Source organism: Pseudomonas putida (genome assembly GCF_028682475.1).
In the GTDB taxonomy this organism is placed as follows: Bacteria; Pseudomonadota; Gammaproteobacteria; order Pseudomonadales; family Pseudomonadaceae; genus Aquipseudomonas; species Aquipseudomonas putida_AG.
Window position 1 is genome coordinate 51,397 of sequence record NZ_JANHLE010000006.1, and the last position, 23,714, is coordinate 75,110.

Annotated in this window: 26 protein-coding genes; 3 read left to right on the forward strand and 23 right to left on the reverse strand. The window is 61.4% G+C overall.

Annotated features, from left to right (window positions below; translation table 11 throughout):
- Positions 1 to 160 precede the first annotated feature (160 nt).
- Complete coding sequence (locus NPS47_RS07175) at positions 161 to 1,279, forward strand: LOG family protein (protein WP_274294306.1); 1,119 nt, start codon at positions 161 to 163, stop codon at positions 1,277 to 1,279.
- Positions 1,280 to 1,286: 7 nt separating this feature from the next.
- On the opposite strand, the gene recX is transcribed toward NPS47_RS07175, so the two are convergent.
- From recX to NPS47_RS07280, 21 genes are all read right to left on the reverse strand, one after another.
- Positions 1,287 to 1,754, reverse strand: coding sequence for a recombination regulator RecX (gene recX / locus NPS47_RS07180; protein ID WP_274294307.1), 468 nt, complete (start codon positions 1,752 to 1,754; stop codon positions 1,287 to 1,289).
- A gap of 8 nt (positions 1,755 to 1,762) precedes the next feature.
- The gene (recA, locus tag NPS47_RS07185) at positions 1,763 to 2,830 is read right to left on the reverse strand and encodes a recombinase RecA (protein ID WP_274294308.1); all 1,068 of its coding nucleotides are present in this window, start codon (positions 2,828 to 2,830) and stop codon (positions 1,763 to 1,765) included.
- Positions 2,831 to 2,933: 103 nt separating this feature from the next.
- Complete coding sequence (locus tag NPS47_RS07190; RefSeq protein ID WP_274294309.1) at positions 2,934 to 3,416, reverse strand: CinA family protein; 483 nt, start codon at positions 3,414 to 3,416, stop codon at positions 2,934 to 2,936.
- Positions 3,417 to 3,475: 59 nt separating this feature from the next.
- Positions 3,476 to 3,943 (reverse strand): lysis system i-spanin subunit Rz, encoded by a 468-nt coding sequence (locus NPS47_RS07195; RefSeq protein WP_274294444.1) that lies wholly within the window; start codon positions 3,941 to 3,943, stop codon positions 3,476 to 3,478.
- Positions 3,944 to 3,966: 23 nt separating this feature from the next.
- A complete protein-coding gene (locus NPS47_RS07200) occupies positions 3,967 to 4,518 on the reverse strand; it encodes a glycoside hydrolase family 19 protein (protein WP_274294310.1) in 552 nt (183 codons plus the stop codon).
- Positions 4,519 to 4,546: 28 nt separating this feature from the next.
- Positions 4,547 to 5,578 (reverse strand): phage late control D family protein, encoded by a 1,032-nt coding sequence (locus NPS47_RS07205; protein ID WP_274294311.1) that lies wholly within the window; start codon positions 5,576 to 5,578, stop codon positions 4,547 to 4,549.
- A gap of 68 nt (positions 5,579 to 5,646) precedes the next feature.
- Positions 5,647 to 5,853, reverse strand: a complete 207-nt coding sequence (locus tag NPS47_RS07210) for a tail protein X (protein WP_274294312.1) — start codon at positions 5,851 to 5,853, stop codon at positions 5,647 to 5,649.
- On the reverse strand, positions 5,828 to 6,673 hold the full coding sequence (locus tag NPS47_RS07215) for a phage tail protein (RefSeq protein WP_274294313.1): 846 nt from the start codon (positions 6,671 to 6,673) through the stop codon (positions 5,828 to 5,830). The genes NPS47_RS07210 and NPS47_RS07215 overlap by 26 nt, the downstream gene beginning before the upstream one ends.
- A 9-nt stretch (positions 6,674 to 6,682) precedes the next feature.
- Positions 6,683 to 8,665: a hypothetical protein gene (locus tag NPS47_RS07220; protein WP_274294314.1), complete on the reverse strand. Its 1,983-nt coding sequence runs from the start codon at positions 8,663 to 8,665 to the stop codon at positions 6,683 to 6,685.
- A gap of 140 nt (positions 8,666 to 8,805) precedes the next feature.
- Positions 8,806 to 9,108 (reverse strand): phage tail assembly protein, encoded by a 303-nt coding sequence (locus NPS47_RS07225; RefSeq protein WP_274294315.1) that lies wholly within the window; start codon positions 9,106 to 9,108, stop codon positions 8,806 to 8,808.
- 9 nt (positions 9,109 to 9,117) lie between these two features.
- Positions 9,118 to 9,627 (reverse strand): phage major tail tube protein, encoded by a 510-nt coding sequence (locus NPS47_RS07230; protein WP_274294316.1) that lies wholly within the window; start codon positions 9,625 to 9,627, stop codon positions 9,118 to 9,120.
- 16 nt (positions 9,628 to 9,643) lie between these two features.
- Entirely contained in the window at positions 9,644 to 10,810 is a 1,167-nt protein-coding gene (locus NPS47_RS07235; protein WP_274294317.1) for a phage tail sheath family protein, read from the reverse strand.
- Positions 10,811 to 10,906: 96 nt separating this feature from the next.
- Entirely contained in the window at positions 10,907 to 11,521 is a 615-nt protein-coding gene (locus tag NPS47_RS07240; protein ID WP_337993415.1) for a phage tail protein, read from the reverse strand.
- Between the two features lie 10 nt (positions 11,522 to 11,531).
- On the reverse strand, positions 11,532 to 13,457 hold the full coding sequence (locus NPS47_RS07245; protein ID WP_274294318.1) for a phage tail protein: 1,926 nt from the start codon (positions 13,455 to 13,457) through the stop codon (positions 11,532 to 11,534).
- Positions 13,448 to 14,059, reverse strand: a complete 612-nt coding sequence (locus tag NPS47_RS07250) for a phage tail protein I (RefSeq protein WP_274294319.1) — start codon at positions 14,057 to 14,059, stop codon at positions 13,448 to 13,450. The genes NPS47_RS07245 and NPS47_RS07250 overlap by 10 nt, the downstream gene beginning before the upstream one ends.
- Before the next feature lies 1 nt (position 14,060).
- Positions 14,061 to 14,942, reverse strand: coding sequence for a baseplate assembly protein (locus NPS47_RS07255; RefSeq protein ID WP_274294320.1), 882 nt, complete (start codon positions 14,940 to 14,942; stop codon positions 14,061 to 14,063).
- Positions 14,939 to 15,265, reverse strand: coding sequence for a GPW/gp25 family protein (locus tag NPS47_RS07260; protein ID WP_157193705.1), 327 nt, complete (start codon positions 15,263 to 15,265; stop codon positions 14,939 to 14,941). The genes NPS47_RS07255 and NPS47_RS07260 overlap by 4 nt, the downstream gene beginning before the upstream one ends.
- 70 nt (positions 15,266 to 15,335) lie before the next feature.
- Positions 15,336 to 15,896 carry a phage baseplate assembly protein V gene (locus tag NPS47_RS07265; RefSeq protein ID WP_274294321.1) on the reverse strand — a complete coding sequence of 187 codons (561 nt, stop codon included), beginning with the start codon at positions 15,894 to 15,896 and terminating at the stop codon, positions 15,336 to 15,338.
- A complete protein-coding gene (locus NPS47_RS07270) occupies positions 15,893 to 16,411 on the reverse strand; it encodes a hypothetical protein (protein ID WP_274294322.1) in 519 nt (172 codons plus the stop codon). The genes NPS47_RS07265 and NPS47_RS07270 overlap by 4 nt, the downstream gene beginning before the upstream one ends.
- The gene (locus tag NPS47_RS07275) at positions 16,408 to 16,764 is read right to left on the reverse strand and encodes a phage holin family protein (RefSeq protein WP_157193708.1); all 357 of its coding nucleotides are present in this window, start codon (positions 16,762 to 16,764) and stop codon (positions 16,408 to 16,410) included. The genes NPS47_RS07270 and NPS47_RS07275 overlap by 4 nt, the downstream gene beginning before the upstream one ends.
- Before the next feature lie 469 nt (positions 16,765 to 17,233).
- Positions 17,234 to 17,977: a LexA family transcriptional regulator gene (locus NPS47_RS07280; RefSeq protein ID WP_191832259.1), complete on the reverse strand. Its 744-nt coding sequence runs from the start codon at positions 17,975 to 17,977 to the stop codon at positions 17,234 to 17,236.
- A 158-nt stretch (positions 17,978 to 18,135) separates the two neighbouring features.
- Between NPS47_RS07280 and mutS the strand changes: the two genes are divergently transcribed.
- Together mutS and fdxA are read left to right on the forward strand one after the other, a co-directional pair.
- Positions 18,136 to 20,703, forward strand: a complete 2,568-nt coding sequence (gene mutS / locus NPS47_RS07285) for a DNA mismatch repair protein MutS (RefSeq protein WP_274294323.1) — start codon at positions 18,136 to 18,138, stop codon at positions 20,701 to 20,703.
- 140 nt (positions 20,704 to 20,843) lie between these two features.
- Positions 20,844 to 21,167: a ferredoxin FdxA gene (gene fdxA, locus NPS47_RS07290; RefSeq protein ID WP_274294324.1), complete on the forward strand. Its 324-nt coding sequence runs from the start codon at positions 20,844 to 20,846 to the stop codon at positions 21,165 to 21,167.
- Positions 21,168 to 21,697: 530 nt separating this feature from the next.
- On the opposite strand, the gene rpoS is transcribed toward fdxA, so the two are convergent.
- Positions 21,698 to 22,705, reverse strand: a complete 1,008-nt coding sequence (gene rpoS / locus NPS47_RS07295; RefSeq protein ID WP_038613944.1) for an RNA polymerase sigma factor RpoS — start codon at positions 22,703 to 22,705, stop codon at positions 21,698 to 21,700.
- A gap of 107 nt (positions 22,706 to 22,812) precedes the next feature.
- Positions 22,813 to 23,694 carry a peptidoglycan DD-metalloendopeptidase family protein gene (locus NPS47_RS07300; protein ID WP_274294325.1) on the reverse strand — a complete coding sequence of 294 codons (882 nt, stop codon included), beginning with the start codon at positions 23,692 to 23,694 and terminating at the stop codon, positions 22,813 to 22,815.
- Positions 23,695 to 23,714: the final 20 nt, after the last annotated feature.

The following is a 23,714-nucleotide window of genomic DNA, read 5'->3' on the forward strand; positions in this document are numbered from 1 at the left end:
ACAACAACAAAGAGCCCATCATCACTGCACTAAGACCTTGCAGGTCTACTGCAATGCTCGAGGCGCACACTCGAGCCACGGCAGCCAGCGACACACGTAGTGTCGTGGCCGGAAACCGCACAGGTCCGGTCAGAGGTTTTGCTGCAGAAGGAGACGTTGAATGCCTTACCAACCGAATGAACTGCTAGCGAGTCACTTCAGGAACCACGGAATCGACCTGAGCAAGCTGGATGAACAACTGAAGCTGGTTGCCCCCGACAGCCCCAACCTGACGCTGTACCGTGACATGATGCTGACTGTGCTGCGCATGGCCCATGACGACAGCAACCGCTGGAACGCCAAGATCACCCTGCAAGCCTTGCGCGAACTGGACCATGCCTTCCGCTCCCTTGAACAGTACAAGGGCCGGCGCAAGGTCACCGTGTTCGGTTCAGCCCGCACCCCGGTCGAACACCCCATGTATGCACTGGCCAGGGAGCTGGGCGCGACCCTGGCGCGTTCCAACCTGATGGTCATCACCGGTGCTGGCGGCGGCATCATGGCCGCCGCACACGAAGGCGCAGGCGTCGATCACAGCCTCGGGTTCAACATCACCCTGCCGTTCGAGCAGCATGCCAACCCCACTGTAGACGGCACCGACAAGCTGCTGCCGTTTCACTTTTTCTTCATTCGCAAGCTGTTCTTCGTAAAGGAAGCGGATGCCCTGGTGCTATGCCCGGGTGGCTTCGGCACGCTGGATGAGGCGCTGGAAGTGCTCACCCTGATCCAGACTGGCAAGAGCCCGCTGGTGCCGGTGGTGCTGCTAGATTCTCCGGGCGGCACCTTCTGGCAGGACGCGCTGAACTTCATCACCCGGCAGCTGGAAGAAAACCGCTACATCCTGCCCAGCGACCTGAAACTGCTGCGTCTGGTGCAGAGTGCCGAAGACGCGGTGGAGGAGATCAACCAGTTCTACAGCAACTACCACTCCAGCCGCTGGCTGAAAAACCAGTTCGTGATCCGCATGCACCACCCGCTCAGCGAGGGCGCGTTGCTTGATCTGCAAGAAGGGTTTGCCGACCTGCGCCTGAGCGGCCACTACCACCAGCACGCCTATGCTGGAGAGCACCACGACGAAGCCAGGTTCAGCCATCTGACGCGTCTGACCTTCGCCTTCAACGGCCGCGACCAGGGGCGCCTGCGCGAGCTGGTGGACTTCATCAACCTGTCGGAAAACTGGGCCAAGCCCGAGCCGATGCATACCACGCAGCGAGCCCGCGAAGCACTGAGGGTCACTTGACCCTCAGCTAGTCGTCCAGGCCTCGGCCGCTCAACAGGCGGCCGACCATCTCCATGGAAAAGCCACGGTAGACCAGAAAGCGGGTTTGCTGTGCGCGGGTGCGCGGATCGGTGGGTAGCTGCCCGGCAAACTTGCGCTGCCAGACATCCTGCAACTGCCCCGCCCAGTCCACTCCGCTCTCACGCAGGGCCTGGTCGATATCGCCGCGTTGCAGGCCGCGCTGGCTCAGCTCTTCGCGAATGCGTGCCGGGCCGTAGCCAGACCGCGAGCGATAGCTGATAAAGCTTTCCAGGTAACGGGCTTCACTGAGCAGGCCCTCTTCCGTCAAACGGTCAAGTTCCTGGTCAATCAATTCGGGGGGAGCGCCGCGCTGACGCAACTTGCGCGTCAGCTCGACTCGACCGTGCTCGCGGCGTGCGAGCAGGTCCATGGCTGTCCGCCTTACGGCGACGGGGGTGTCGAGTACGACGGACATGGGGACGATCAGTAGCCGGCTTCGGCTTCGGTTTCGTCTTCAGGCTCGGCGTTGACCGCTGCAGCCTTGCCAGCAGCCTCAACAGCACCAGCGTTGAGCAGCTTGTCGCGGATCTGCTTCTCGAGGGTGGCGGCGATTTCCGGGTTGTCCTGCAGGAACTTGGCCGAGTTGGCCTTGCCCTGGCCGATCTTGCTGCCCTGGTAGCTGTACCAGGCACCGGATTTTTCCAGGAAGCCGTGCAGCACGCCGAGGTCGATGATCTCGCCGTTGCGGTAGATGCCCTTGCCGTAGAGGATCTGGAACTCAGCCTGACGGAATGGCGGTGCCACCTTGTTCTTGACGATCTTGACGCGGGTTTCGCTGCCGACCACTTCGTCGCCTTCCTTCACCGCGCCGGTACGGCGGATGTCGAGACGGACCGAAGCGTAGAACTTCAGGGCGTTACCACCGGTGGTGGTTTCCGGGCTGCCGAACATCACGCCGATCTTCATGCGGATCTGGTTGATGAAGATCACCAGGCAGTTGGCGTTCTTGATGTTACCGGTGATTTTACGCAGCGCCTGGGACATCAGGCGGGCTTGCAGGCCGACGTGCATGTCGCCCATTTCGCCTTCGATCTCGGCCTTGGGTACCAGGGCGGCCACGGAGTCGACGATGATCACGTCAACGGCGTTGGAGCGCACCAGCATGTCGGTGATTTCCAGGGCCTGTTCGCCGGTGTCAGGCTGCGAGACCAGCAGGTCGTCGACATTGACGCCCAGCTTGCCGGCGTACTCGGGGTCGAGGGCGTGCTCGGCGTCGACGAAGGCGCAGGTAGCGCCCATTTTCTGGGCCTGGGCGATCACCGACAGGGTCAGCGTGGTTTTACCGGACGACTCAGGACCGTAGATCTCGACGATACGGCCTTTTGGCAGACCGCCAATGCCCAGGGCAATGTCCAGGCCCAGGGAGCCGGTGGAAATGGCCGGAATCGCCTGACGCTCGTGGTCGCCCATGCGCATGACCGCGCCTTTACCGAATTGACGCTCGATTTGCCCCAGGGCCGCAGCCAAGGCGCGCTTCTTGTTGTCGTCCATTGAAGTCCTCACGTAATCGATAGGGCCTGACGGCCAGAACACCTGTATAAGTAGCCAGTATTATTCCACAGGGTTTGGTTCCCGCCTACCCCCGAATTGCGATTTACTCTGCACCAAGCTGTAACAAGCCCTCTAGCGCGGCGATTACCGTTTGTCGGCGTACCTCGTCGCGGTCGCCGTCGAAGTGCCGGCGCTCGCTGCTGACATGGCTGCCATCGGCCCACGCCAGCCATACCGTACCCACCGGTTTGGCCGGCGAGCCACCGTCCGGCCCGGCCACGCCACTGACCGCCACGGCGAACCGCGCACCACTGGCAGCCTGGGCGCCGCGGACCATGGCCTCGACCACTTCCTGGCTGACCGCGCCGACCTCGGCGAACAGGGTCTGCGGCACTGCCAGCTGGCGGGTCTTCTGGGGGTTGGAGTAAGTCACATAACCCGCTTCGAACCAGGCCGAACTGCCCGGAATCCGCGTAATGGCCTCGGCGATGCCACCGCCGGTGCAGGACTCGGCAGTGGTCACCTGGGCATTGTAGCGGCGCAGGTGTTCGCCCAGGCGGGCGGAAAGCGCAGTGATCGGGTCCATGGCAAGCTCCTTGAAAGACTGTCGCCTACCCTACACCAGCCAACGGCCGACACAAATCCTCAGCGCTGCAGCGCGCGCACATAGGCCTGACAGGCACGCAAGGCGATCAGTCCCTGATCGCCGCGGTCGGTGATGGCGATAATTCGTCGAGCATGCGCTGGCTCAAGTCGGGCGCGTACGGGGTCATGATCCAGACCGCTGGTGCCGGTGGCGGCAGGCACACCGGCGACGGCGTCGGCGCCAAGGAGGACTGACAACCGCAGATCAGCAGTGGCAAGGCGGTCACGCAGACGCGCTTGAGTCTGTTGCGCATCGAGTAGCTCCTGATAATGGGATTGATCGTTGGCCTCAATCTGCTGCTCCAGCACCTGACGCTGCTGACGCTCGCCGAGCGCCTGGCTGGTCAGGGCTTCGGCCTGTTGCTGGCGCTCCTGGGCGTGGGCCCGTGCCTGCTGCGCCAGTTGCGTGCCGTATCGCCATGCCTGCACCTGCCAGGTCAGCGCTGCAACCAGCAATAGCACCGTCATCGGCAGCACACCCCGCAGCCGGCTCAACACAGCACCTCGCGGGCCCGTGCCCAGAGTTTCAGACGATCCTCAAGGCCATTGAGCCCGCCATTGATGTGGCGGGTAATACGGTTGAACTCGCCACGGTCGGCCAGTTGATTGAGCCCCCGCGAATGCCAGAACCAGGCCGCCGACTCGCTCGCCCAGCGTGGCTGCTCAAGCAGCTGCGGCAAATCCAGCAAGCGCTCGTCGCCAAACAGCGCCATGCTGCAGGCGTAATAGTTGTTGCGACCGGTGACCTGGATCAGGCCGCGGCCGCAATACAGCTGACCATCGCCATCGGCCTCGGGGCTATTGCCCAGGCGCAGAGCGAGTGTGCCGGTGTCATAGCGCGACAGATAGCGCTCACCGCCCAGTTCTTTGACATAACGCAACTGGCCGGACTCGTACCCGACCTGCGCCAGGAACGCCGCCATGCGCCGCGGGGACTCGATTTCCCAGCGCTGCATGGCGGCGTTCAAGGCAGGCACAAAAACGCCCGCTTGCTGGCGGGCGTTGGGGAAAATCGACAACAGCGTTTTTTCAGTTATTTCCATCTCTACCTCACTTTTATCGCCCGTCCATTCAACGAGAGGTATCGGCCTTGCGCGGTCTGGCGCCCTTGACCCTGGCCTTGCCCTGCTTGCCACCATTGCACTCGACCGTGGTGGTCCAGCCGGAAGCGCTGAAGACCTGCTCCACCGACTCCACCAGGTACTCGCCATCGAGCCCGCTCTTGAACCCCTTCAGATCGACCGTGCGCTCGGTGAACACATCCGTACGGCCTGGCATGTCCAGACGCACAGAGGCCGTGCTGCGATTGAGCGCCGCCAGCCTGGCCTTGGCCGCCTGCTGTGCCGATGCCTGATCCGGGTAGAGATGGCGGTCGGTGTGCACCGGCGCCATACCCTGCGGTGCGTCCTCGTTCACCAGGTCGACCACTTTGAGCTGGCCGCTGCGCGGGTCCTGATGCCGGGTCTGTACCGCCTGATAGGTGCCTTTGTCGGCCAGGCGGAATTGCCAGCGTGTGACATCGGCGCGGCGCAGGCTGACGACGCCCAGGGGCCGGCTGCTTGCACTCTGCCCGCCCTGGCGCGGCAGCACCAGCAAGGTGCCATCGCCGATCTTGGCGGTGCAGTCGTACTGCTTGGCCAGACGGGTGATGAAATTGAAGTCCGACTCGTTGAACTGATCGACCCGCAGCACCTTGGTCAGCACCGGACACGCCGGCTGCCACCCATTGCGCGCAGCAATATCCCGCACGATCTGTTGCAACGCGACGTTCTCCCAGCTGCCGCTGCGCGTAGTTTTGCCACTACTGCGCATGTCACTCGCCTTGCCCCGAATGATCACGCTGTCGGGCGGACCCGACAGTTCGACTTCATCCACGGTGTAGCGCCCCAGACGGGTCAGCGTCTGGCCGACGTAGCCCAGATGAATCTCGATGGCGGCACCGCGCGCTGGCAGACTCACTGCAGCATCACGGTCATCGATACGCAGCTCGAAGTCGTCCGACTCCATGCCGGGCTTGTCCGCGGTGCGCAGCAGCAATAAGCGGTCGTTGATGACGGCAGTGATATCGTTGCCGTCAGCGACAATGCGAAACACAGGTTGCATGACTCATGCTCCAGAAAAGCAGACCCCGCACGCGGCGGGGTCTGGTGGTTGCACGAATGATCGAAGCGTCAATCCCACAGCTGGATCGTGGCATCGCTGGCTGCGACCAGTTCCGGCAACCGGATAACAACTCCGGCACGAAACGGTTGGGGTTCGTCCGCCAGGCCCTGATTGGCTTTGAGCACCGCTGCCACACTGCCATTGAGGTGCCCGTAATAGTGCTGACACAAGGTGTCGAGCACGTCCCCTTCAGAGGTTCTGCAGGTCGTCGCCATAGCTCACAAACTCCAGTGTGAAGGCCTGTTTACGGGGGATACCGCCAGCCAGCAGGTTGCTCTGATCTTCGTCGATGTTGGTCAGGCACCAGTTGCCCAGCACCTCGCCGTAACCGCTGATCAGACTCAGCGGGCGCAACAGCCGGCCAATGCTGCGCAACGTCTGCAACTGACCAAGGCCGCCTTTGAGCGTCGGAAAGATCGTCCCCCTGATATTGATTTTTTCCTCACCCAGACTCACCGCCTGCTGCGCGACACTGCGCGACAGACGCTCCTGGCCGCTCCAGCGAAAGCTGGTCTGGCGCCGCAGCTCTTCGAAAGCGGCTGTGTCGAGGTTGAAGTAGTAACCCGGTGACACGCCATCCAGTGGTTGCAGGATCAACAAATGAGGGAAAGGTTTGACCGCCTCCGCAACCGGGGTGACGGCGGGCAAGAAATTGCCAGTAGGCAGGATGTTGCCCAGCGACGGACTGATCTTGCCGGCAATCTGGTTGATCTTCGCCGCTGCTTTGTCCACCTGCTCGCCGAAGGCCTGAACCCGGTCCTGAACCTGGACCACCACCGCCAGCGCCTGGTCATACCTGGCCGAAACCTGATTGACCGTCGCCTGCGCGCTATGGATAGCACGCATCGTACGTTGCAGCTTGACGCCGATCAGCGGACCGACGAAGGGCAGGCCTTCAAGCTCGGCCACAGCACCGGTGATATCGCTGACCGCGCCATTCATGGGCGCCAGCATTTCATCGGCGCTGCGCCGCCCCGCCTGCCCTGCCGCCACGACGTAGCGCAGTGACGACTGCAGCTGTTGCATGTAGTTCATGGGCGCTCCTCAGTTGACGTGGGGGATGTCGGACAGTTGCCGCGCGGTCGCCATGCGCATCAGCTCCTCGAACTCACGGCGGACCATGGCTTGCAGATTCTGCGCAAGCAGCATGGGATCGCTGACGCTGCCCTGGACCGTGATGGGCATGCTCGGGGTGAAGGTGAATTGCTGACTGACCTGCTGCGGTTGGCCAGGCTGCGGCCCCGGTGCTTGGTTCAGCGTTGCCAGCGGGTCCGGTACGGGCACCGCACTCACCAGCGAACGCACCACGTCGCCCGGTTGTGCAACTGCCGGCGCTGGCTCTTCGCGGGATGCCACCATCTTCTTGCCCAGCCAGCCACCGAATGCCTCGCCCGCCATGCCGCCGAGCAAGGCGCCAATCGGCGTTCCGATCACCGGCACAAACGCCCCAAGTACCCCACCCAACATCGAACCGACCAAACCGCCAGCGGCAGCACCGTACCCCTCGGCCTTTTCTTCGGGAGTATCGGCAGTCGCGAACGTGGCAACGGTCTTGATCCCCGCCTCCAGCAGTGCCGGGCTGCGAACTTCCTTGATCGCCGCGCCGATCCTGCCCGCAATACTTACCGAACGGTTGGGTGTCGGCGGTTTGCTCGGCGGCGCGGATGGCGGAGGTACCGGTGCTGAACGAGAACGCCTGCGCCGCGCCGATGAAGACGACTGACATTGCGGCGTCCTGCTTTGCGGTGTCTTTCGTCCGCTGCGGGATGGACGTTTTCGTTCTCGCCCCTGCGCTCCCATGCAACACCCAATGTCGCTGGCATTGACCACAAATACGTTTAGCGGGTCGTTGAGCACGGACACCTTCGACAGACCGGCACCCTGCCCTGGGCCGTTACCAGCCCCCTCCGGGATCGGTGTGCTCTTGAACCCTCCACGCCCTTTGAGCGCCAGAAAAGCCGTACCGAGAAGCGTGACCCCGGTAATCAGCCATTTGATCGCATCCGGGGCGCCAGTGAATGCTTTGGCCGTGGCAGTGATGCCCATGGCCAATTCATCCGTCAACGGTCGGATGGAATCCCCCAGGCTGCGCAGCGAGTCATCGACTGCGTCGGATGCTTCGCTCAAGCGTCGGTCAGAAGTCCCACGCCGCGAAACCAGGTCCCTGTCCAGGACCCCTTTGGCACCCTCGGGCTGAACGCTGCCGAGCGCCTGATCCAGACCCTGGTTCTGCGCTGCGGACAAACTGTCAGCAACACCCTCACCCGTGCCCTTGCGCTGGAACACGGTGTACTCCAACGCCTTTTCCAGCTCAGCCGGGCCGGTGATCTTTGGGTTGCTTTGCAACTCGCCGATCAAGCGTACTGTGTCATCGGTCGAGGCCTCCTGCCCAACCGAAAACTTCGCCGCCACCGGCGCATAAGCCAGGGCCTGGTCCAGCCCCATACCGGTGTCGTACAGCTGCTTGATCAAGGTCGCCGCCTGGTTACGCTCCATCCCGGTGGCGTCGTTGATCGCGCTCACCGTGCCGATCACTTTCTGCTCTTGCTGCGAAGGCGCAACGCCGTCAGCCACGCCCGCGCTGATCGCAATGTCGCGGGTTATCTTTTGATACTGCGCACTGATCTGCGCGGGTAATACCAGCGCCCGCCCCATCGTTACCGCCTGACCGATAAGCGGGAGCCCCTCAAAGACCTTGAGGTTGTCCCGCTCAGGCGTTGGCGCTTTTTTCGGTGTGCCAGTCTGCCCCACCGTTACCGGCACCTGATGCTGCAGACGCAGCGCAACCAGCTGTTGCTGAAGCAGGTTGAGCGTTGCTTGCAGATAAGGGCGCAACACGCCCACCTCGCTCACCTCACGGCGCGGTGCAGGCTTCGCCTCATTACCCAGGCGCAAGACTTCGGCAACAATGTTCTCCAGTACTTTGGTGTTCTGCTTGATACGGTCTTCGACCGACTTGAGCGCGATGCCCACCGTGAACATTACGGGGGCACCGAGCTCGAGTTTGATTGCCAGATTGCTCGCCATCTGATTCCCCTTTGGCCACGCCACAGGCTTAATCCGTGAGCCACCAGACCATGTCGCTGAACGACATGGTCATGATCTCGGCGACGGAAAAATTCAGCTCCCTGGCGAGCCGCTTGGCCGCCGCCTTCTGCACGGCGGGGTCAAACCTCGTCGTCTTGCACCAGGCGAAAATACCCGGCCTGCAAGCGGCTGTAGTCTTTCAGGGTAAGCCCTTCAAGGTCCTGGACACCCACTTCGGCGAGCGAGGCGAACAGGTTCAGTTCACGTTGTTCATCGTCGCTGTTGGCTGCCGATTGCGCGGCACGGATATCACGTACCGTGGGTGCCCGCAGCGACAGACTGTCAACCTGTACACCATTGGCCTCGGACGGTCTGGTGAGCGTTACCACCACGCGTTCGGCGCTCATGGCCAGCCAGCTCGGCGTCTTGTTTGCCTGATTCATGGGTGCTCCTTACAGGCCCAGGGCCGAACGTTGCGCGGCGAGCTGATCGACGCCGTTGATGACGCGCTTCATACCCAGTGGATCGATTTCGTAAACCAGACGACCGTCGACTTCCAGCTTGTAGTAGGTCACTGCCACGTTGTGCTTGATCTCGGCCTTGTCGCCCGGCTTCCAGTCGCCCATGTCGACTTCTTTCAGCGCACCACGCAGGGTGACGATCACCGGTGTGATACGGCCTTTCAGGCCCTTGAAGGCACCACGGAAGGTGCCGTTGAAGGCCGAACCGTCAGCCAGGCCGAAGAACTTCAGCGACTCGCGGCGCACGCCGGTGGTGACGAAGCCGGCTTCCTGCTTTTCCATGCCCTGGTCGATTTCGATCGGCATGTCCATGCCACCGGCACGGTGCTCCTCCATCTTCAGGGTCAGCTTGGGCAGGGTCAGGCTGGGGACGTCACCTTGAAAGCTGACGCCATCGACGAAGAGGTTCAGGTTCGCCAGGGTTTCGGGAATCATTGCCATGTGTGTTGCTCCTTGATTAAGCGGCCTGGTCGAGGACTTCGGTCAACCACTGGTTGGTGACCTCGACGCGGAAGTTAGGGTTTTCGGCTGGCGGCACGTCGGTGAAACGGATGTTCCAGTACACCTTGCCCTGCTCCAGCTGGCTGGCGGTGTTCAGCTCGGGATCGGCGAACACTTCGAAATTGATGATTGCGCCCTGGGCTTTGAGATCGCGCATGAACGCCTGCAAGCCTTCGGTCACGTCCTTGACGTAGGTCGCCGTGATCGAGCGGTCGACCGCCCATTTGTGGCCGTAGAGGATTGCGTCCATGACAATGTCCATGGTCCGCACGCGGGTGACGAAGGCCCATTTCGGATCGCTGCTCAGGGTGCGGTTGCCCCACAGCCGGTAGCCGTCATCGCGAATGACCGTGGTGATGTTGGCGTTGTTGAGCAGGTTGGCGCGGCAGGTTTCGTCGCCATCGAGGTACTCGATCGGGCGACCGGTGCCGGTGATACCGACAAACTCCTTGTTCGACGGCGAGGCCCAGAAGCCGTACTCGCTATCGGTCCAGGCGAACAGACCGGCGACCCAGGCCGAAGCCGGCGCATCGACGGTGGCGTCTGCGGTGGTGTCCCAGTACTGCACGCCCGGATCGACGAGGAAGGCGCGCTTGGCACCGAAGTTTTCGGCATAGGCAATCGCCGCTTCGTCGGTAGTATTCGGGCCATCGAGGATAGCCAGGCCGCGCAGCTTGTCAGCCAAGGCCACCAGCGCAGTGCCGACAGCCTGGGTGGCGCTGTGTTTTGGCGTCACCAACAGACGCGGCTGGGCGTTGAAGCGGCTTTTGCCGTCGAGCAGCGCCTGCAGGCCGGTGCGTTTGCCGTCGGCCAATACACCGCCGATGATTGCCGAAGTCTGCTCGGCGGCGTCCTCAAGCTTGGCCACGCCACAGGCGACGATGACTGCCTTGGCACGGCTGTAAATGGCCTGGCAGGCCTTGGTGATCGCCGCATCGGCGCCGAACGCGGCGATGGCTTCACGCTCGCTGGTGATCAGCACCAGGTCGTTGGCCTTGGCCGTCGCGGTCGGGCCTTCGGTGAAGGTGTCGACCAGGCCGATGATCGAGGAGGAAGGCAGCGCAATGGTGCGCGCGCCGGTGTCGATGTTGGTGACGGTGACGCCGTGGAAGAATCCACTCATGTTTGAATCTCCAGAAATGAAAAGCCCCGCGAAGGGCGGGGCTGTCGATTACGTATTGCAGGACAGAAATGAAAACGCCCCGTCAGTGCGGGGCGTTTATTGCAGCGAGTCAACCAGCCATTGCGGCTCTATAGGTCGGTGATCGATCAGCGGGAATTCTCCCACCTGGGGCCAATCGCGCAGCGCACGCCGAAAGGCTTGCAGTTCCGCGTACTGCTCGACCGATAGCGTGGTGGCTGAGCCTTCTTCCAGCTCGTCGCGGTGCCGTGATACGACACCATCGGTTACCAGCAAGCGTTCATCACGCCAATGCCGTTCAATAGCGGCCAACACCTCGGAGCCTGGCGGCGGCGGATCAGCCAGCACCGGATAGCCGCTCTCATCGGCGACGATCAACTGCCCCAGTGATTCTCCGGTCAACAGTTCCGTGTGGCGCTTGTTCGTGATTGCTACCGCATCCGCAGGGATCAAGCAGGCCGGGTTAGCGACCTCCAGCGTGTCAGGAATGGCGTCCATATCGGGAACATCCGTGACTGTTATCGTTTCATCGCCCGTGTTCCTCAGCAGTTCATCACCAATCCACGCCGACTCACCCGGCTGCACGTCGATATCCTTCGTCGGCCTGACCCAAGCCGGATCAGTAATGGTGATCAGATGTGCGCCATGAATTTCGGCGGAATAGAAACCTCCAGTTGTTGCGGAATAGTACATTTTCTCCTCCTTAGTAGCCGATGGCGATGTAGCGCGCACTCGACCCACCGACATAATCAGAACCATTCGCAAGTAGGGTTGCGGTTGTTTTTGAGCCAAAAGTTCCGTTTGTGGAGTACAACGTGATGCCTCCGAACGCCCCCGTCGTTTTATCACTCATAGTGGCTACCAATTGAAGAACGGCATTAGGAAAGGCTACCGGATACGTCGCTGTCAGTGCGCCGACTGTACCGCTGGCAAGCCCCCACTGGATAATCAGACCGCTCGACATCTTTTGATAGCCATTAACGGCCAACACTGCCTTCCCACTGCCACCGAAAACCCGATACTGCCCCCCCACCACCACAAACTGAGAGACGTTGGCGTCCAACACGGTGGCGCTAGTGGCAGCTACTCCCAGGTTCGGGCCGCTAAATGCACCGGCCGTAACGCCCACACAAGTGACGGTCGCATTCGAACCAATCACCTCGATGGTGAACATCGTGCCCAATGGCAGAGTGCTGGGGTCCGGCAGCGTAAGCGTGCCGGGAACACTCACAATGATGTATTTCCCGGCTAAGGAAGCTGTGATGGCCGCCGAACCGGTCAGATTGGCATAGCCAGACATATTGCCGAGCGCCCGCTGCACAAACTCGGTCGTGGCGAGGCTGGCGTCGTTATCGAACTGAAGCGGCGTTGGTGCAGATGGGGAACCAGTGAACACCGGACTATCCGTGGGGGCCCCCTCTTTCCATACAGCCCAGATAGGCGCCGCAGTGGTTCCGCTGCCCCACGCACTCCGCCAGGCGAGCTTGTTGAACTGAGCGGACTGGATGGTCTGGATAGCCTGGAACTCTCCGTCGATGCCGTTCTTGATGCGGTACTCGACGACGCTGCCAATGCCGAACCCGGCAGGAATGTCTGTGATGCCGGCAATCACGCGATAGGAGCCCGATCGCACGTTGGCGCAGTCGTTCAGTGAGGTATTCGGCCACACGGGTTGGAACTGGTATACGCCGACTCCGTATCTGGCCCCGAAGTCGTTCACAAACTTGGTCGTTGCCAGTAAATTGCTGGAGTCGGTATCCGCGGGCGTCGGAGCGGTTGGCGTGCCGGTGAACGAGGGCGACGACAGACGCGCCAGGCCGTTGGTGATGTCCTGAAAGACCAGCACGGTGGTGCTGATGATGATCGGAGCATCAGTGGTGAGTTGCCAGATCTTGTCAGCCTGAGTGGTACCACTCTCGACCGAAACAGTGAGGGCGGGGGTTACTTCGGCATTCTCGTCGGCATCTTTACTGCGCACCCAAGCGCCAGCCGCAGCGACATAGATGCCGTTCTGACTGCCGGTGACCTGGTTCTTTACCAGCACGCGATCACCCGCCACCAGCACCACGCCATCCACAGTCTGCAGGCCGTTAAGGCCGATGTTCGCGGTGGTGGCCACGCGCACGGACGCCTTCGCGTCCTGACGGTTCATTGCGGCGACGATAGCGGTGTCGACGTATTCGCGCGTGGCCAGCACAACACTGGGATCGATCTTCAGCTCGACGGCGCCGGTATTGTTGACGATCAGCACCATGCGCACGGTCTGGGTGCGGCCACTGCCTTCGGCGAGCTGTGGTTTGTAGGACGGCGCACAGTTAGCGATGGCTATCAGCGTGCCGGTGCTGTCCAGCAGACCGATTTCCCGAATCCACCAGCCGCCCACCGTCTCAGGAATGACCTGCTCGGCGATGATCTGAGCAGCGTTGCTCGCATCGATGCTCAAGCGATTCAGCGGCGCACGGCGAACCTCGTGGACCAGAGTGGTACGGTTAGCGTCTGGCACAGGTACGTTGCCATTGCCGTCCCCCACCGCCATCTGGGTAATTTGCAAGGTGGTCCCGAGGGCCGCAGCATTGGCCAGCTTGGCGGCACCGAGGGTGGTGAGAATAGCGTAATAGGTCACTGCCATGGGTAGACGCTCATAGTGTCGATTGTGTGCTCGCGGCCCGGCATGCTGATGCTGCCGATGACCTCGATCTCTTGGGATAGGTAGGGGTGAACGGTGATGATGTCGCCGTCGTAGTGCGCGGCTGAAACAGGTACGTTGCCTTGGACTTCGAGACTGATCGCCAGCCCGATCAGATGCCGGGAAACAGGCTTCGCGTCGTCAATCAGGCGCTCAAGCTCCTGATACATCTCCTCGGTGATGCCGGTTTCGAGCACGCCGACCTGAAGGCGAAAGGTGCCGGGCACCCCCCGGGGTGCTTCCTCCCACCACTCCAGTACTTCGATCAGGTAACCCAGCGGCTCCACCACCCGGCGCAACGCCCCGATGGTGCCTTTATGCGCATGCACGTAGAACGCCGAGCGAATCACCGAGCGCTTGATTGCTTCCGGCCAGGTTTCGTCCCAGCGGTCGACCGACCAGGCCCAGGCCAGTTGGTGCAGCAGGTGCGCCGGGCAGGTGTCCGGGTTGTACAGGGTGCGCAGCGGAATGTCGGTAACTTCAACGCCTGCGGCTTCGATGGCCTGTTCAAGCGCGGTGCTGTTGAGCGGGAGCAAGCTGTTCATCTCAGCTCCCCCGCGTCACGCTGATGCCTTCGCACCACGCCGCTTGCGCCATGCTCGGGCGGATATCAGTCCAGTTGCTCAGATCGACCCGGCTGACGCCGTTGATATGCAACTGGGCATCCACCCCCGAGCGCGCCACTTCAACGCCCAGCCGCCGACGGGGATTGACCCAGGCCTGCAGTCGGCGTTTGCATTCGGCCAGGGTTGCCTCGATCTCCGGACCGCTACCACTCATGTGCACCACGGCATCAATGCGGTACGGCAGGATTTCAGCGCTCTGTACGGTCAGGCGGTCAGCCACCGGGCGCACATCGTCGTCGTTGAGTCTGATGCGGACGGTTTCCAGCAAGTCGGGAGCCGCCACGCCATTGCCCTCCAGGGCCAGCACCGTGACCACCACAACCGCTGGCGACGGGCTCTGCGCAGTGGCATCGGCCACCTGGCCGGAGGCATTGCGGGCATGCAGGATGTAGCTGTTACGCGGTCCCGCGGTGGTCAGGCCTTCATAGACCAACTGGACCCGCTCACGCAGGGCATCGTCCTCTTCGACAACCTCTAGCGTCGGTGGCACCGTGCCCGGGTTCCCGGCCTGCACCACCAGGCGCTCCAGGCGCACGTTTGCAGCAAGCTGATCGAGATCCGTGCCTTGGGCATAGGCCAGCAACAGCGCCTTGGCGGCATCGTTGACCCGCGCCCGGTTGAGCAGCTTGCGATAGGCACCGACCTCCAGCAGCTTTGTTACCGGATCGCTCTCCAGCAATGCGTCCCAGTTGTCGCCCATGTGCGACCGGAAGGTCGCCAGGTCCTCCTGGAAGATCACCTCGAAATCGAGGTCTTCCAGCACCTGCGGCGCGGGCAGCGCCGAAAGATCCAGACTGCTCATGCCGTCACCTCCAGCATCTGGCTATCGCCCAGGTACTGTCCGCTGAGCTGCAGGCTGATCTGCCCGCCCGTCACCGCCAGCACCCGGACCCGCTCCAGTTTCAGGCGCGGCTCCCATCGGGCGAGAGAACGCGCCACTTCGGCCTGCACCGCACTTTTCCAGCCGTCATTGACCGGCAGATCGACAAAGCGTCGTAGCGCGCTGCCGTAGGCCGGGCGCATGCGTCGACTGCCCAACGGCGTGGTCAGGATGTCTTCAATGGATTGGCGCACATGCTCGATGCCCGACAGCGAGGCACCGGTACGGCGATTCACTCCGATCATCGGCTTACTCCTTCATTAGCGTGGCCATGATTTCTCCAGGCGTAAAAAAGCCCGCGTCGGCGGGCTGGATTCAATGCTTGTGGTTGGCGGTGTTACCGCCGGTGTCGATGATTTTGCCGCCGCCAAGAATGTCGCCGGTTACCCGTAACATCCCGTTGACCTGCACCTCACCGCTCAGGGAAATACTGGTGGCTTTGGCTTCAATGGAACTGGCGGTAACCACTGCCGAACTGCCGCCGACCTTGAGGGTCAGGGTGCCGCCGGGCAGGTCGATGGTATAGCTACTGGCCTGCCAGTCGTAGACCAGCGAGCCGCCGTCGGCGAAGCGCCAGACCTCGACGTGATCGCGGTTGTCCGGCTGATCGCCAGCGTTACCGTACAGGCCCGGCACAAAGGTGCCTTGCGCAGGTTCGCCGCTCGGGCTGATCAACACGCCCTGCTCATCAAGGCTCGGCGAACGCCAATGTCGCGCCTTGCCGGCGGCCAGGCTGTGCCAGCGAACCCAGGTACTGGTCCAGCCGGCACCGTCGGATACCCGTACTTTCGCCGCGGCAAGATCGACGCCCACCACCCGGCAAGGGACGATCAACGCCGCCAGCATCCGATCATGGGCTGCACTGGCGTAGCTCATGCCATGTCCTCCAGTGACTGGTAACTGCCTTCATTACCCAGGCCGGTGTCGGGGCTGAAGGCAAAAGCCAACGGTCCCGGCTCATCGGGCCATGGCCATTGCACGGTCCCCAGGCGCAACACCTGCTCCCATTGCACCCGCCACTCGACCGTATCGGGCGAAGCCGGAATGGCGAGAACCGGCAGGGCCAGCACCTGTTGTGCCTCTTCAACGAAATCCAGACCCCAGAACTGCTTGCGCAGCAGTACGGCCAACTGGGTTGCCAGCGTAACGGCCTGCAATGACGCCTCAGGACCATTGCTGTCGACCAGGATGCGCGCCTCGATAGTCGCCACGATGCAAGAGCGACCATCACCAGGATCGATGCCTGGTTTCAGGCCGGTGATGGCATGCAACAGTGCTGGCATTACTGTGCTTTGGTTTGCAGGCACATAGGCCTCAACGGTTTCAAACACAGGCATTGCGAGCTTGATGGTGGCAGTGATGGCCTCATGCAACGCCGTCAGTTCGTTCACAATCGCTCCTCCTTGCTGGCGGGTTTGTTGAAGTCCTGGGCCTCTACTCCCAGCCGCCGCGCCGCCCAGCGCTCATACAAGCCGATCGCCACATCGGCGCCAGCCATTGCAGTCAGGCAGCCAAAGGCACTGGCCGTCCAGATCGACATGCCACTGGCATATAGCAGCATTACCGTGGACACCCCGCAGACCATGCAGGCCCCCGAACGCAAGAGCAGGCGCCGCACCAGCGCCCAACCTCGGGCGCCGGCCTTGTCGGCGCGCCACATTTCTCCGGAAATGCCGCCCAGCAAGGCCAGGACGATCACCAGCCAGATCGGCATTTCCAGTAACGTCTGTTGCTCGTTTGTCACTGTCCTGTCTCCTTGAATAGTTCCGCTCGGCACCTTGCCTGCGGCGTTTGTTGTAGAACCGATTACTCGGCATTCCAAAAAGCCCGGTCGCCCAGGCTTTTCAGTAATGCGTTGTCGAACCGCCCGCCACGACTGGTGCCCGGGCAACTCCGCTTCAAATTGTTCCTCCGACCGCGGCCGCCTGCCCGCCGGATAACTGCTTGTGGTGCTTTACGCTGCACACCCGGGCCAGTTGCCAACCCTCTGAACAGTTCAGGCCTGTTCATCGCTGCCTTTGTCACCGCCGGTGTCGACCGGCTTGAGACAAAGATTATGCATTGATGCATATGCAGTCAATGCATTTGTGGAAATATTTATGCATGAGAAAATGCGCATATGCATGTAAGCCTTATGCCGTCGGGCTTGGAGTAATTTTCAGCAGACGAAAAAAAACCCGCCGAAGCGGGTTTTCTGACTGTCTGGATGTGAATCAGCGGGCGTACATGCCCCACCAGAACACATGGCCGAGGATGCTGATCTGTTCTTCCTGCATCTGCTGGAAGCTGTAGTCTTCATCCGGGTGTTCATCGCGGTTGAAGCTGCGCAGGCGAATGCCGGTAGGCAGGCGATAGAGCTGTTTCACCCGCAGCTGGCCATTGTGGTTGATGGCGTACAGGTCGCCGTCGACGATATCGCCGATGCCACTCTTGCCGGCGTTGACGCCCACCGTGGCGCCGTCACGCAATACCGGCAACATACTGTTGCCACGCACCGTGACGCATTTGGCCTGGTCGAACTGCACGCCGTTGTGACGCAGGCTGCGCTTGCCGAAGCGCAGGCTGGCCTTTTCGCTTTCTTCGATGACGAATCGTCCTGATCCTGCTGCCAACTCGACCTCGCGAAGAAACGGAATGGAAACCTCGTCGTCCTCGACGGGGGTGTCGTCATCCCACAGGCTGATATCGCGCAACTCGGCATGGCTGCGCCCGGGCGCGGCCTCGCGGCTTTCACCGAGCTCGACGCGACCCCGCAGCTGATCGGTACTGACCCCGAAATACTCGGCGATCTTCGACACGTGCTTGTCGGAAGGATCGACGATCTTCTCGCTAAGGATGCGCGACAGGGTGGATTGCGGCACGCCGGTACGCCGGTGCAGCTCCGTGGGGGAGATACCGTGGCGGTCGAGCAGTGCTCTCAAGACGGATGCTACGTTGCGTTTTTGCATAATCTGCATAATGCAATCGCTTGATACGAAATGCAATTGCCAACATGCACGAAAATGCAGGGGCAAATGGTCGCGCACGCCTGTTCGCCTCGGCATCGCGCGCAAAATCCCTGTACCATTGCCCGCTTGCCTTTGGTCTAAACGACACTGCGAGCCAAGTTTCTGTAATGAGCGATCTTTCCGCACACACCCCGATGATGCAGCAGTACTGGAAGCTGAAAAACCAGCATCCAGACCAACTGATGTTCTACCGCATGGGCGACTTTTACGAAATCTTCTATGAAGATGCGAAGAAGGCCGCAAAACTCCTGGACATTACCCTGACCGCCCGTGGGCAATCGGCGGGCCAGTCAATCCCCATGTGCGGTATCCCCTTCCATGCGGCCGAGGGCTACCTGGCCAAGCTGGTGAAGCTGGGCGAATCGGTGGTGATCTGTGAACAGATCGGCGACCCGGCCACCAGCAAGGGCCCGGTCGAACGCCAGGTGGTGCGCATCATCACCCCGGGCACGGTCAGCGACGAGGCGCTGCTCGATGAGCGCCGCGACAACCTGATCGCCGCCGTGCTGGGTGACGAACGCCTGTTCGGCCTGGCCGTGCTGGACATCACCAGCGGCAACTTCACCGTGCTGGAGATCAAGGGCTGGGAAAACCTGCTGGCCGAGCTTGAACGCATCAACCCGGTCGAGCTGCTGATCCCGGATGACTGGCCACAAGGCCTGCCGGCCGAGAAACGCCGTGGTGCACGCCGCCGTGCACCGTGGGACTTCGACCGCGACTCGGCGCGTAAAAGCCTCTGCCAGCAATTCGCCACCCAGGACCTCAAAGGCTTTGGCTGCGAGAAGCTGACCCTGGCCATCGGCGCCGCCGGTTGCCTGCTCGGCTACGCCAAGGAAACCCAGCGCACCGCCCTGCCACACCTGCGCAGCCTCAAGCATGAGCGCCTGGACGACACCGTGGTCCTCGACGGCGCCAGCCGCCGCAACCTCGAACTGGACATAAACCTGGCCGGGGGCCGCGACAATACCTTGCAGTCGGTCATCGACCGCTGCCAGACCGCCATGGGCAGCCGTCTGCTGACCCGCTGGCTGAACCGCCCGCTGCGCGACCTGAAAGTGCTGCAGGCACGTCAGGGCTCGATTCGCTGCCTGCTCGACAGCTACCGTTTTGAAAAGCTGCAGCCGCAGCTCAAGGAAATCGGCGACATCGAGCGGATCCTCGCCCGTATCGGCCTGCGTAACGCCCGCCCACGTGACCTGGCGCGCCTGCGCGATGCCCTCGGTGCCCTGCCTGAGCTGCAGAACGCCATGGCCGAGCTGGAAGCGCCGCACCTGGCGCTGCTGGCGGCCATCGCCGGAACCTACCCGGAGCTGGCCGACCTGCTGGCCAAAGCCATCATCGACAATCCGCCGGCGGTGATCCGCGACGGCGGCGTGCTGAAGACCGGCTACGACAGCGAACTGGACGAGCTGCTGGCGATGAGCGAGAACGCCGGCCAATTCCTGATCGACCTCGAAGCGCGGGAAAAAGCCCGCACCGGTCTGGCCAACCTGAAGGTCGGCTACAACCGTGTGCACGGCTACTTCATCGAGCTGCCAAGCAAACAGGCCGAGCAGGCGCCCGCCGACTACATTCGCCGCCAGACCCTCAAGGGCGCCGAGCGCTTCATCACCCCGGAGCTGAAAACCTTCGAAGACAAGGCGCTGTCGGCCAAGAGCCGTGCCCTGGCTCGCGAGAAGATGCTCTACGATGCGCTGCTGGAAACCCTGATCGGTCATCTGGCGCCGCTGCAGGACACCGCCGCTGCGCTGGCCGAGCTGGATGTATTGAGCAACCTCGCCGAGCGCGCACTGAACCTGGACTTGAACTGCCCGTCGTTCGTCGACGAGCCGTGCATGCGCATCAGCCAGGGTCGCCACCCGGTGGTCGAGCAGGTACTGACCACACCGTTCGTGGCCAACGACCTGGCCCTGGACGACAACACCCGCATGCTGGTGATCACCGGCCCGAACATGGGCGGTAAATCCACCTACATGCGCCAGACGGCGCTGATTGTGCTGATGGCGCATATCGGCAGCTTCGTCCCGGCAGCCAGCTGCGAGCTGTCGCTGGTCGACCGGATTTTCACCCGTATCGGCTCCAGCGACGATCTGGCCGGCGGGCGTTCGACCTTCATGGTCGAGATGAGCGAAACCGCCAACATCCTGCACAACGCCACCGATCGCAGCCTGGTGCTGATGGACGAAGTCGGCCGTGGTACCAGTACCTTCGACGGCCTGTCCCTGGCCTGGGCCGCCGCCGAACGTCTGGCGCAACTGCGTGCCTACACGCTGTTTGCCACCCACTACTTCGAACTCACGGTGCTGCCGGAAAGCGAGCCGCTGGTAGCCAACGTGCACTTGAACGCCACCGAGCACAACGAGCGCATCGTGTTCCTGCACCATGTGCTGCCGGGCCCTGCCAGCCAGAGCTATGGCCTGGCCGTGGCTCAGCTCGCGGGCGTGCCGACACCGGTGATCCAGCGCGCGCGCGAACACCTGGGCCGCCTGGAAACCGCCAGCCTGCCCCATGAAATGCCCGCAGTGCCCAAGGGTGCGCCAGATATTCCGCACCAGAGCGACCTGTTTGCCAGCCTGCCTCACCCGGCCATCGAGAAGCTCGGGAAGCTCGACCTGGACAACATGACGCCGCGTCAAGCTATCGAAATGCTCTATACACTGAAGACTCTGTTATAACGCGAGCCCGCACAAGCTGATAGAATCCCGCGCGGTTTGGCGCTGCTGCAAGTTACTAGCCTGGCTTGCAGCCGAACGACCAAACCGAGCGACCCTGTCTGGAAGGGTATCGCTGCCGTCGCCTGAGGAGAGAATTAGAAATGACCTTCGTCGTCACCGACAACTGCATCAAGTGCAAGTACACCGACTGCGTAGAAGTCTGTCCGGTGGACTGCTTCTACGAAGGCCCGAACTTCCTGGTCATTCACCCGGATGAGTGCATCGACTGTGCACTGTGCGAGCCTGAATGCCCTGCCCAAGCCATTTTCTCGGAAGACGAAGTGCCAAGCGGCATGGAGAACTTCATCGAGCTCAATGCCGAGTTGGCAGAGATCTGGCCAAACATCACCGAGCGTAAGGATCCCCTGCCGGACGCTGCAGACTGGGATGGCACGCCAGGCAAGATCGCCGATCTGGAGCGTTAAGCGCTCCGGCTCAATAAAAAAGGCCCCTGGAGGGCCTTTTTTTATGTTTATTGCAGGCAAAAAAAAGGGGCGGTTTAACCCGCCCACATTTTTTCCGTAGTCCCTTTGTTCCCTTTCATCATCCTGATGAATCGCGTCCTGCGATGTCCTTGGCCGTCATCCTTGATAGCCTGTGTCAGTCCGTAGACACAGTTGAGATACTAGCGCCTGCCGTGTTTCCTTCAACCGGTCAAAGCTCTCAAAAAGCTGCAGAAACGTATCTGAAACAAACGATAAATTCTTTATTTATCAATATTTTATAAAAACAACCACAGTGAAAACGACAACGTTTTACTAAAACCTATAGCGATGGCTTACATAACGAGTAAGTGAAGGCTTACAAGGAAAACAACTGCGCCAACAGGAATGAGTGCGATCGACCAACACCGGATGTTTCCTTGGTAACAACAGGAAATCCTCCGTGTGGCGTGTTTCCTACACAAACAAAAACGCCTCGATCACGTCGAGGCGTTCTTTGATACAAACAGTGCTTACTGGAACAGCGACTCACTGGACAGGCCATTCTTCTCGAGGATCTCACGCAGGCGCTTGAGGCCCTCGACCTGGATCTGGCGAACCCGCTCACGGGTCAGGCCGATCTCCAGCCCGACATCTTCCAGGGTGCTGCTTTCGTGCCCACGTAGACCGAAACGGCGAATCACCACCTCGCGCTGCTTGTCAGTCAGTTCGCTCAGCCATTGGTCGATGCTCTGGGACAGGTCATCATCCTGAAGCAGCTCGCAGGGGTCGGTAGGGCGATCGTCGGTCAGGGTATCGAGCAGGGTCTTGTCAGAGTCTGGCCCAAGGGACACATCCACCGACGATACACGCTCGTTGAGCCCGAGCATGCGTTTGACCTCACCAACGGGTTTTTCCAGGAGGCTGGCGATCTCTTCCGGGGACGGTTCGTGATCGAGCTTCTGGGTCAGTTCGCGCGCCGCGCGCAGGTAAACGTTGAGCTCCTTGACCACATGAATCGGCAAGCGAATCGTGCGGGTCTGGTTCATGATCGCCCGTTCGATGGTTTGCCGGATCCACCAGGTGGCATAGGTAGAGAAACGGAAACCACGCTCAGGGTCGAACTTCTCGACCGCGCGAATCAACCCCAGGTTGCCTTCTTCGATCAGGTCCAGCAGCGACAGCCCACGATTGACATAACGCCGGGCGATCTTCACCACCAGACGCAGGTTGCTCTCGATCATGCGCTTGCGCCCGGCCGGATCGCCACTTTGCGACAGGCGCGCAAAATGAACCTCTTCCTCTGGCGAGAGCAAAGGCGAAAAGCCGATTTCATTGAGGTACAACTGGGTTGCATCAAGCGCACGGGTATAGTCGATGTACTTGTGCTGCTTGAGCGTAGAGCCTTGTTTAGCCCTGGTCCGAACCGAAGATACAGCAGGTTCGTCTGACACCACATCCGTTTCCAAAACGATGCCCGTCTCCATCAGGAGCACTTCATCGTCGATGTCAAACTCCGGCACTTCTTTACTGAGAGCCATTGTTATAGTCCTTTGCTGAGTTCGAACTCAGACTCGAGCGACGCCAATATCCCTGGCAGCGCTGGAGCCTGTCCCCTCTACGCGAGGAACAGGCCGGGTACTAGCAATCAACGACGCGGCAGGAATTGCAGCGGATCAACAGGTTTGCCCTGGCGGCGAATCTCAAAATGCAGCTTCACCCGGTCTGTGCCCGTGGAACCCATTTCGGCAATTGTCTGCCCAACTTTGACCTGCTGTCCCTCCCGAACCAAAAGCCTGCGGTTGTGGCCGTAGGCACTGACGTAGGTGTCGCTGTGCTTGATGATGACCAACTCGCCGTAGCCCCGCAAGCCACTCCCGGCGTAGACAACTGAACCATCAGACGCAGCAAAAACAGGCTGTCCCAAATCACCGGCGATATCAATGCCTTTATTCAAACTGCCGTTTGAAGCAAATTTTCCAATCAGAACACCCGTGGCCGGCCATGCCCAGCCGCCTACTGCCCGCTCTGCAGCTGGCACCTGAGCCGGCGCGGTAGTAGTGGTTGCCACCGGCGCTGGCGTCGTTGTCACGGGGGTCGTTACAGGCGCTGTCGCAGGCTTGGCGGGAGTGCCGGCCGGACGCGTGGTGATTGTGGTTTTACTTGAAGGCGATGATGACGTGGTGACCACGGTGGTGGTCGCACTGGCAGGTCCGGAGCGACCATCGAAGCGAATCGCCTGACCGGGGCGGATGGTGTACGGCGCGGCAATGCCGTTGCGGGCAGCCAGGGCCTTGTAGTCCCAACCATAACGAAAGGCGATGGAGTACAGGGTGTCACCCGGGCGCACCACATACTGGCCGCTGGTGGTAGCAGGACGCTTGGCCACCGGCGCGTTGCGATCGACCACTCGCGCACTGTTTGTCGACGTGCTGGAACAACCCGAAAGCAGTGAACCCGCGGCAAGTGCAATCACCAGAAGCTTGAAGCTCGAAAATCCCCTGCGCTGCTGATTGATTGTGTACCCCACCCGCCGCTCCCTCTCATGGT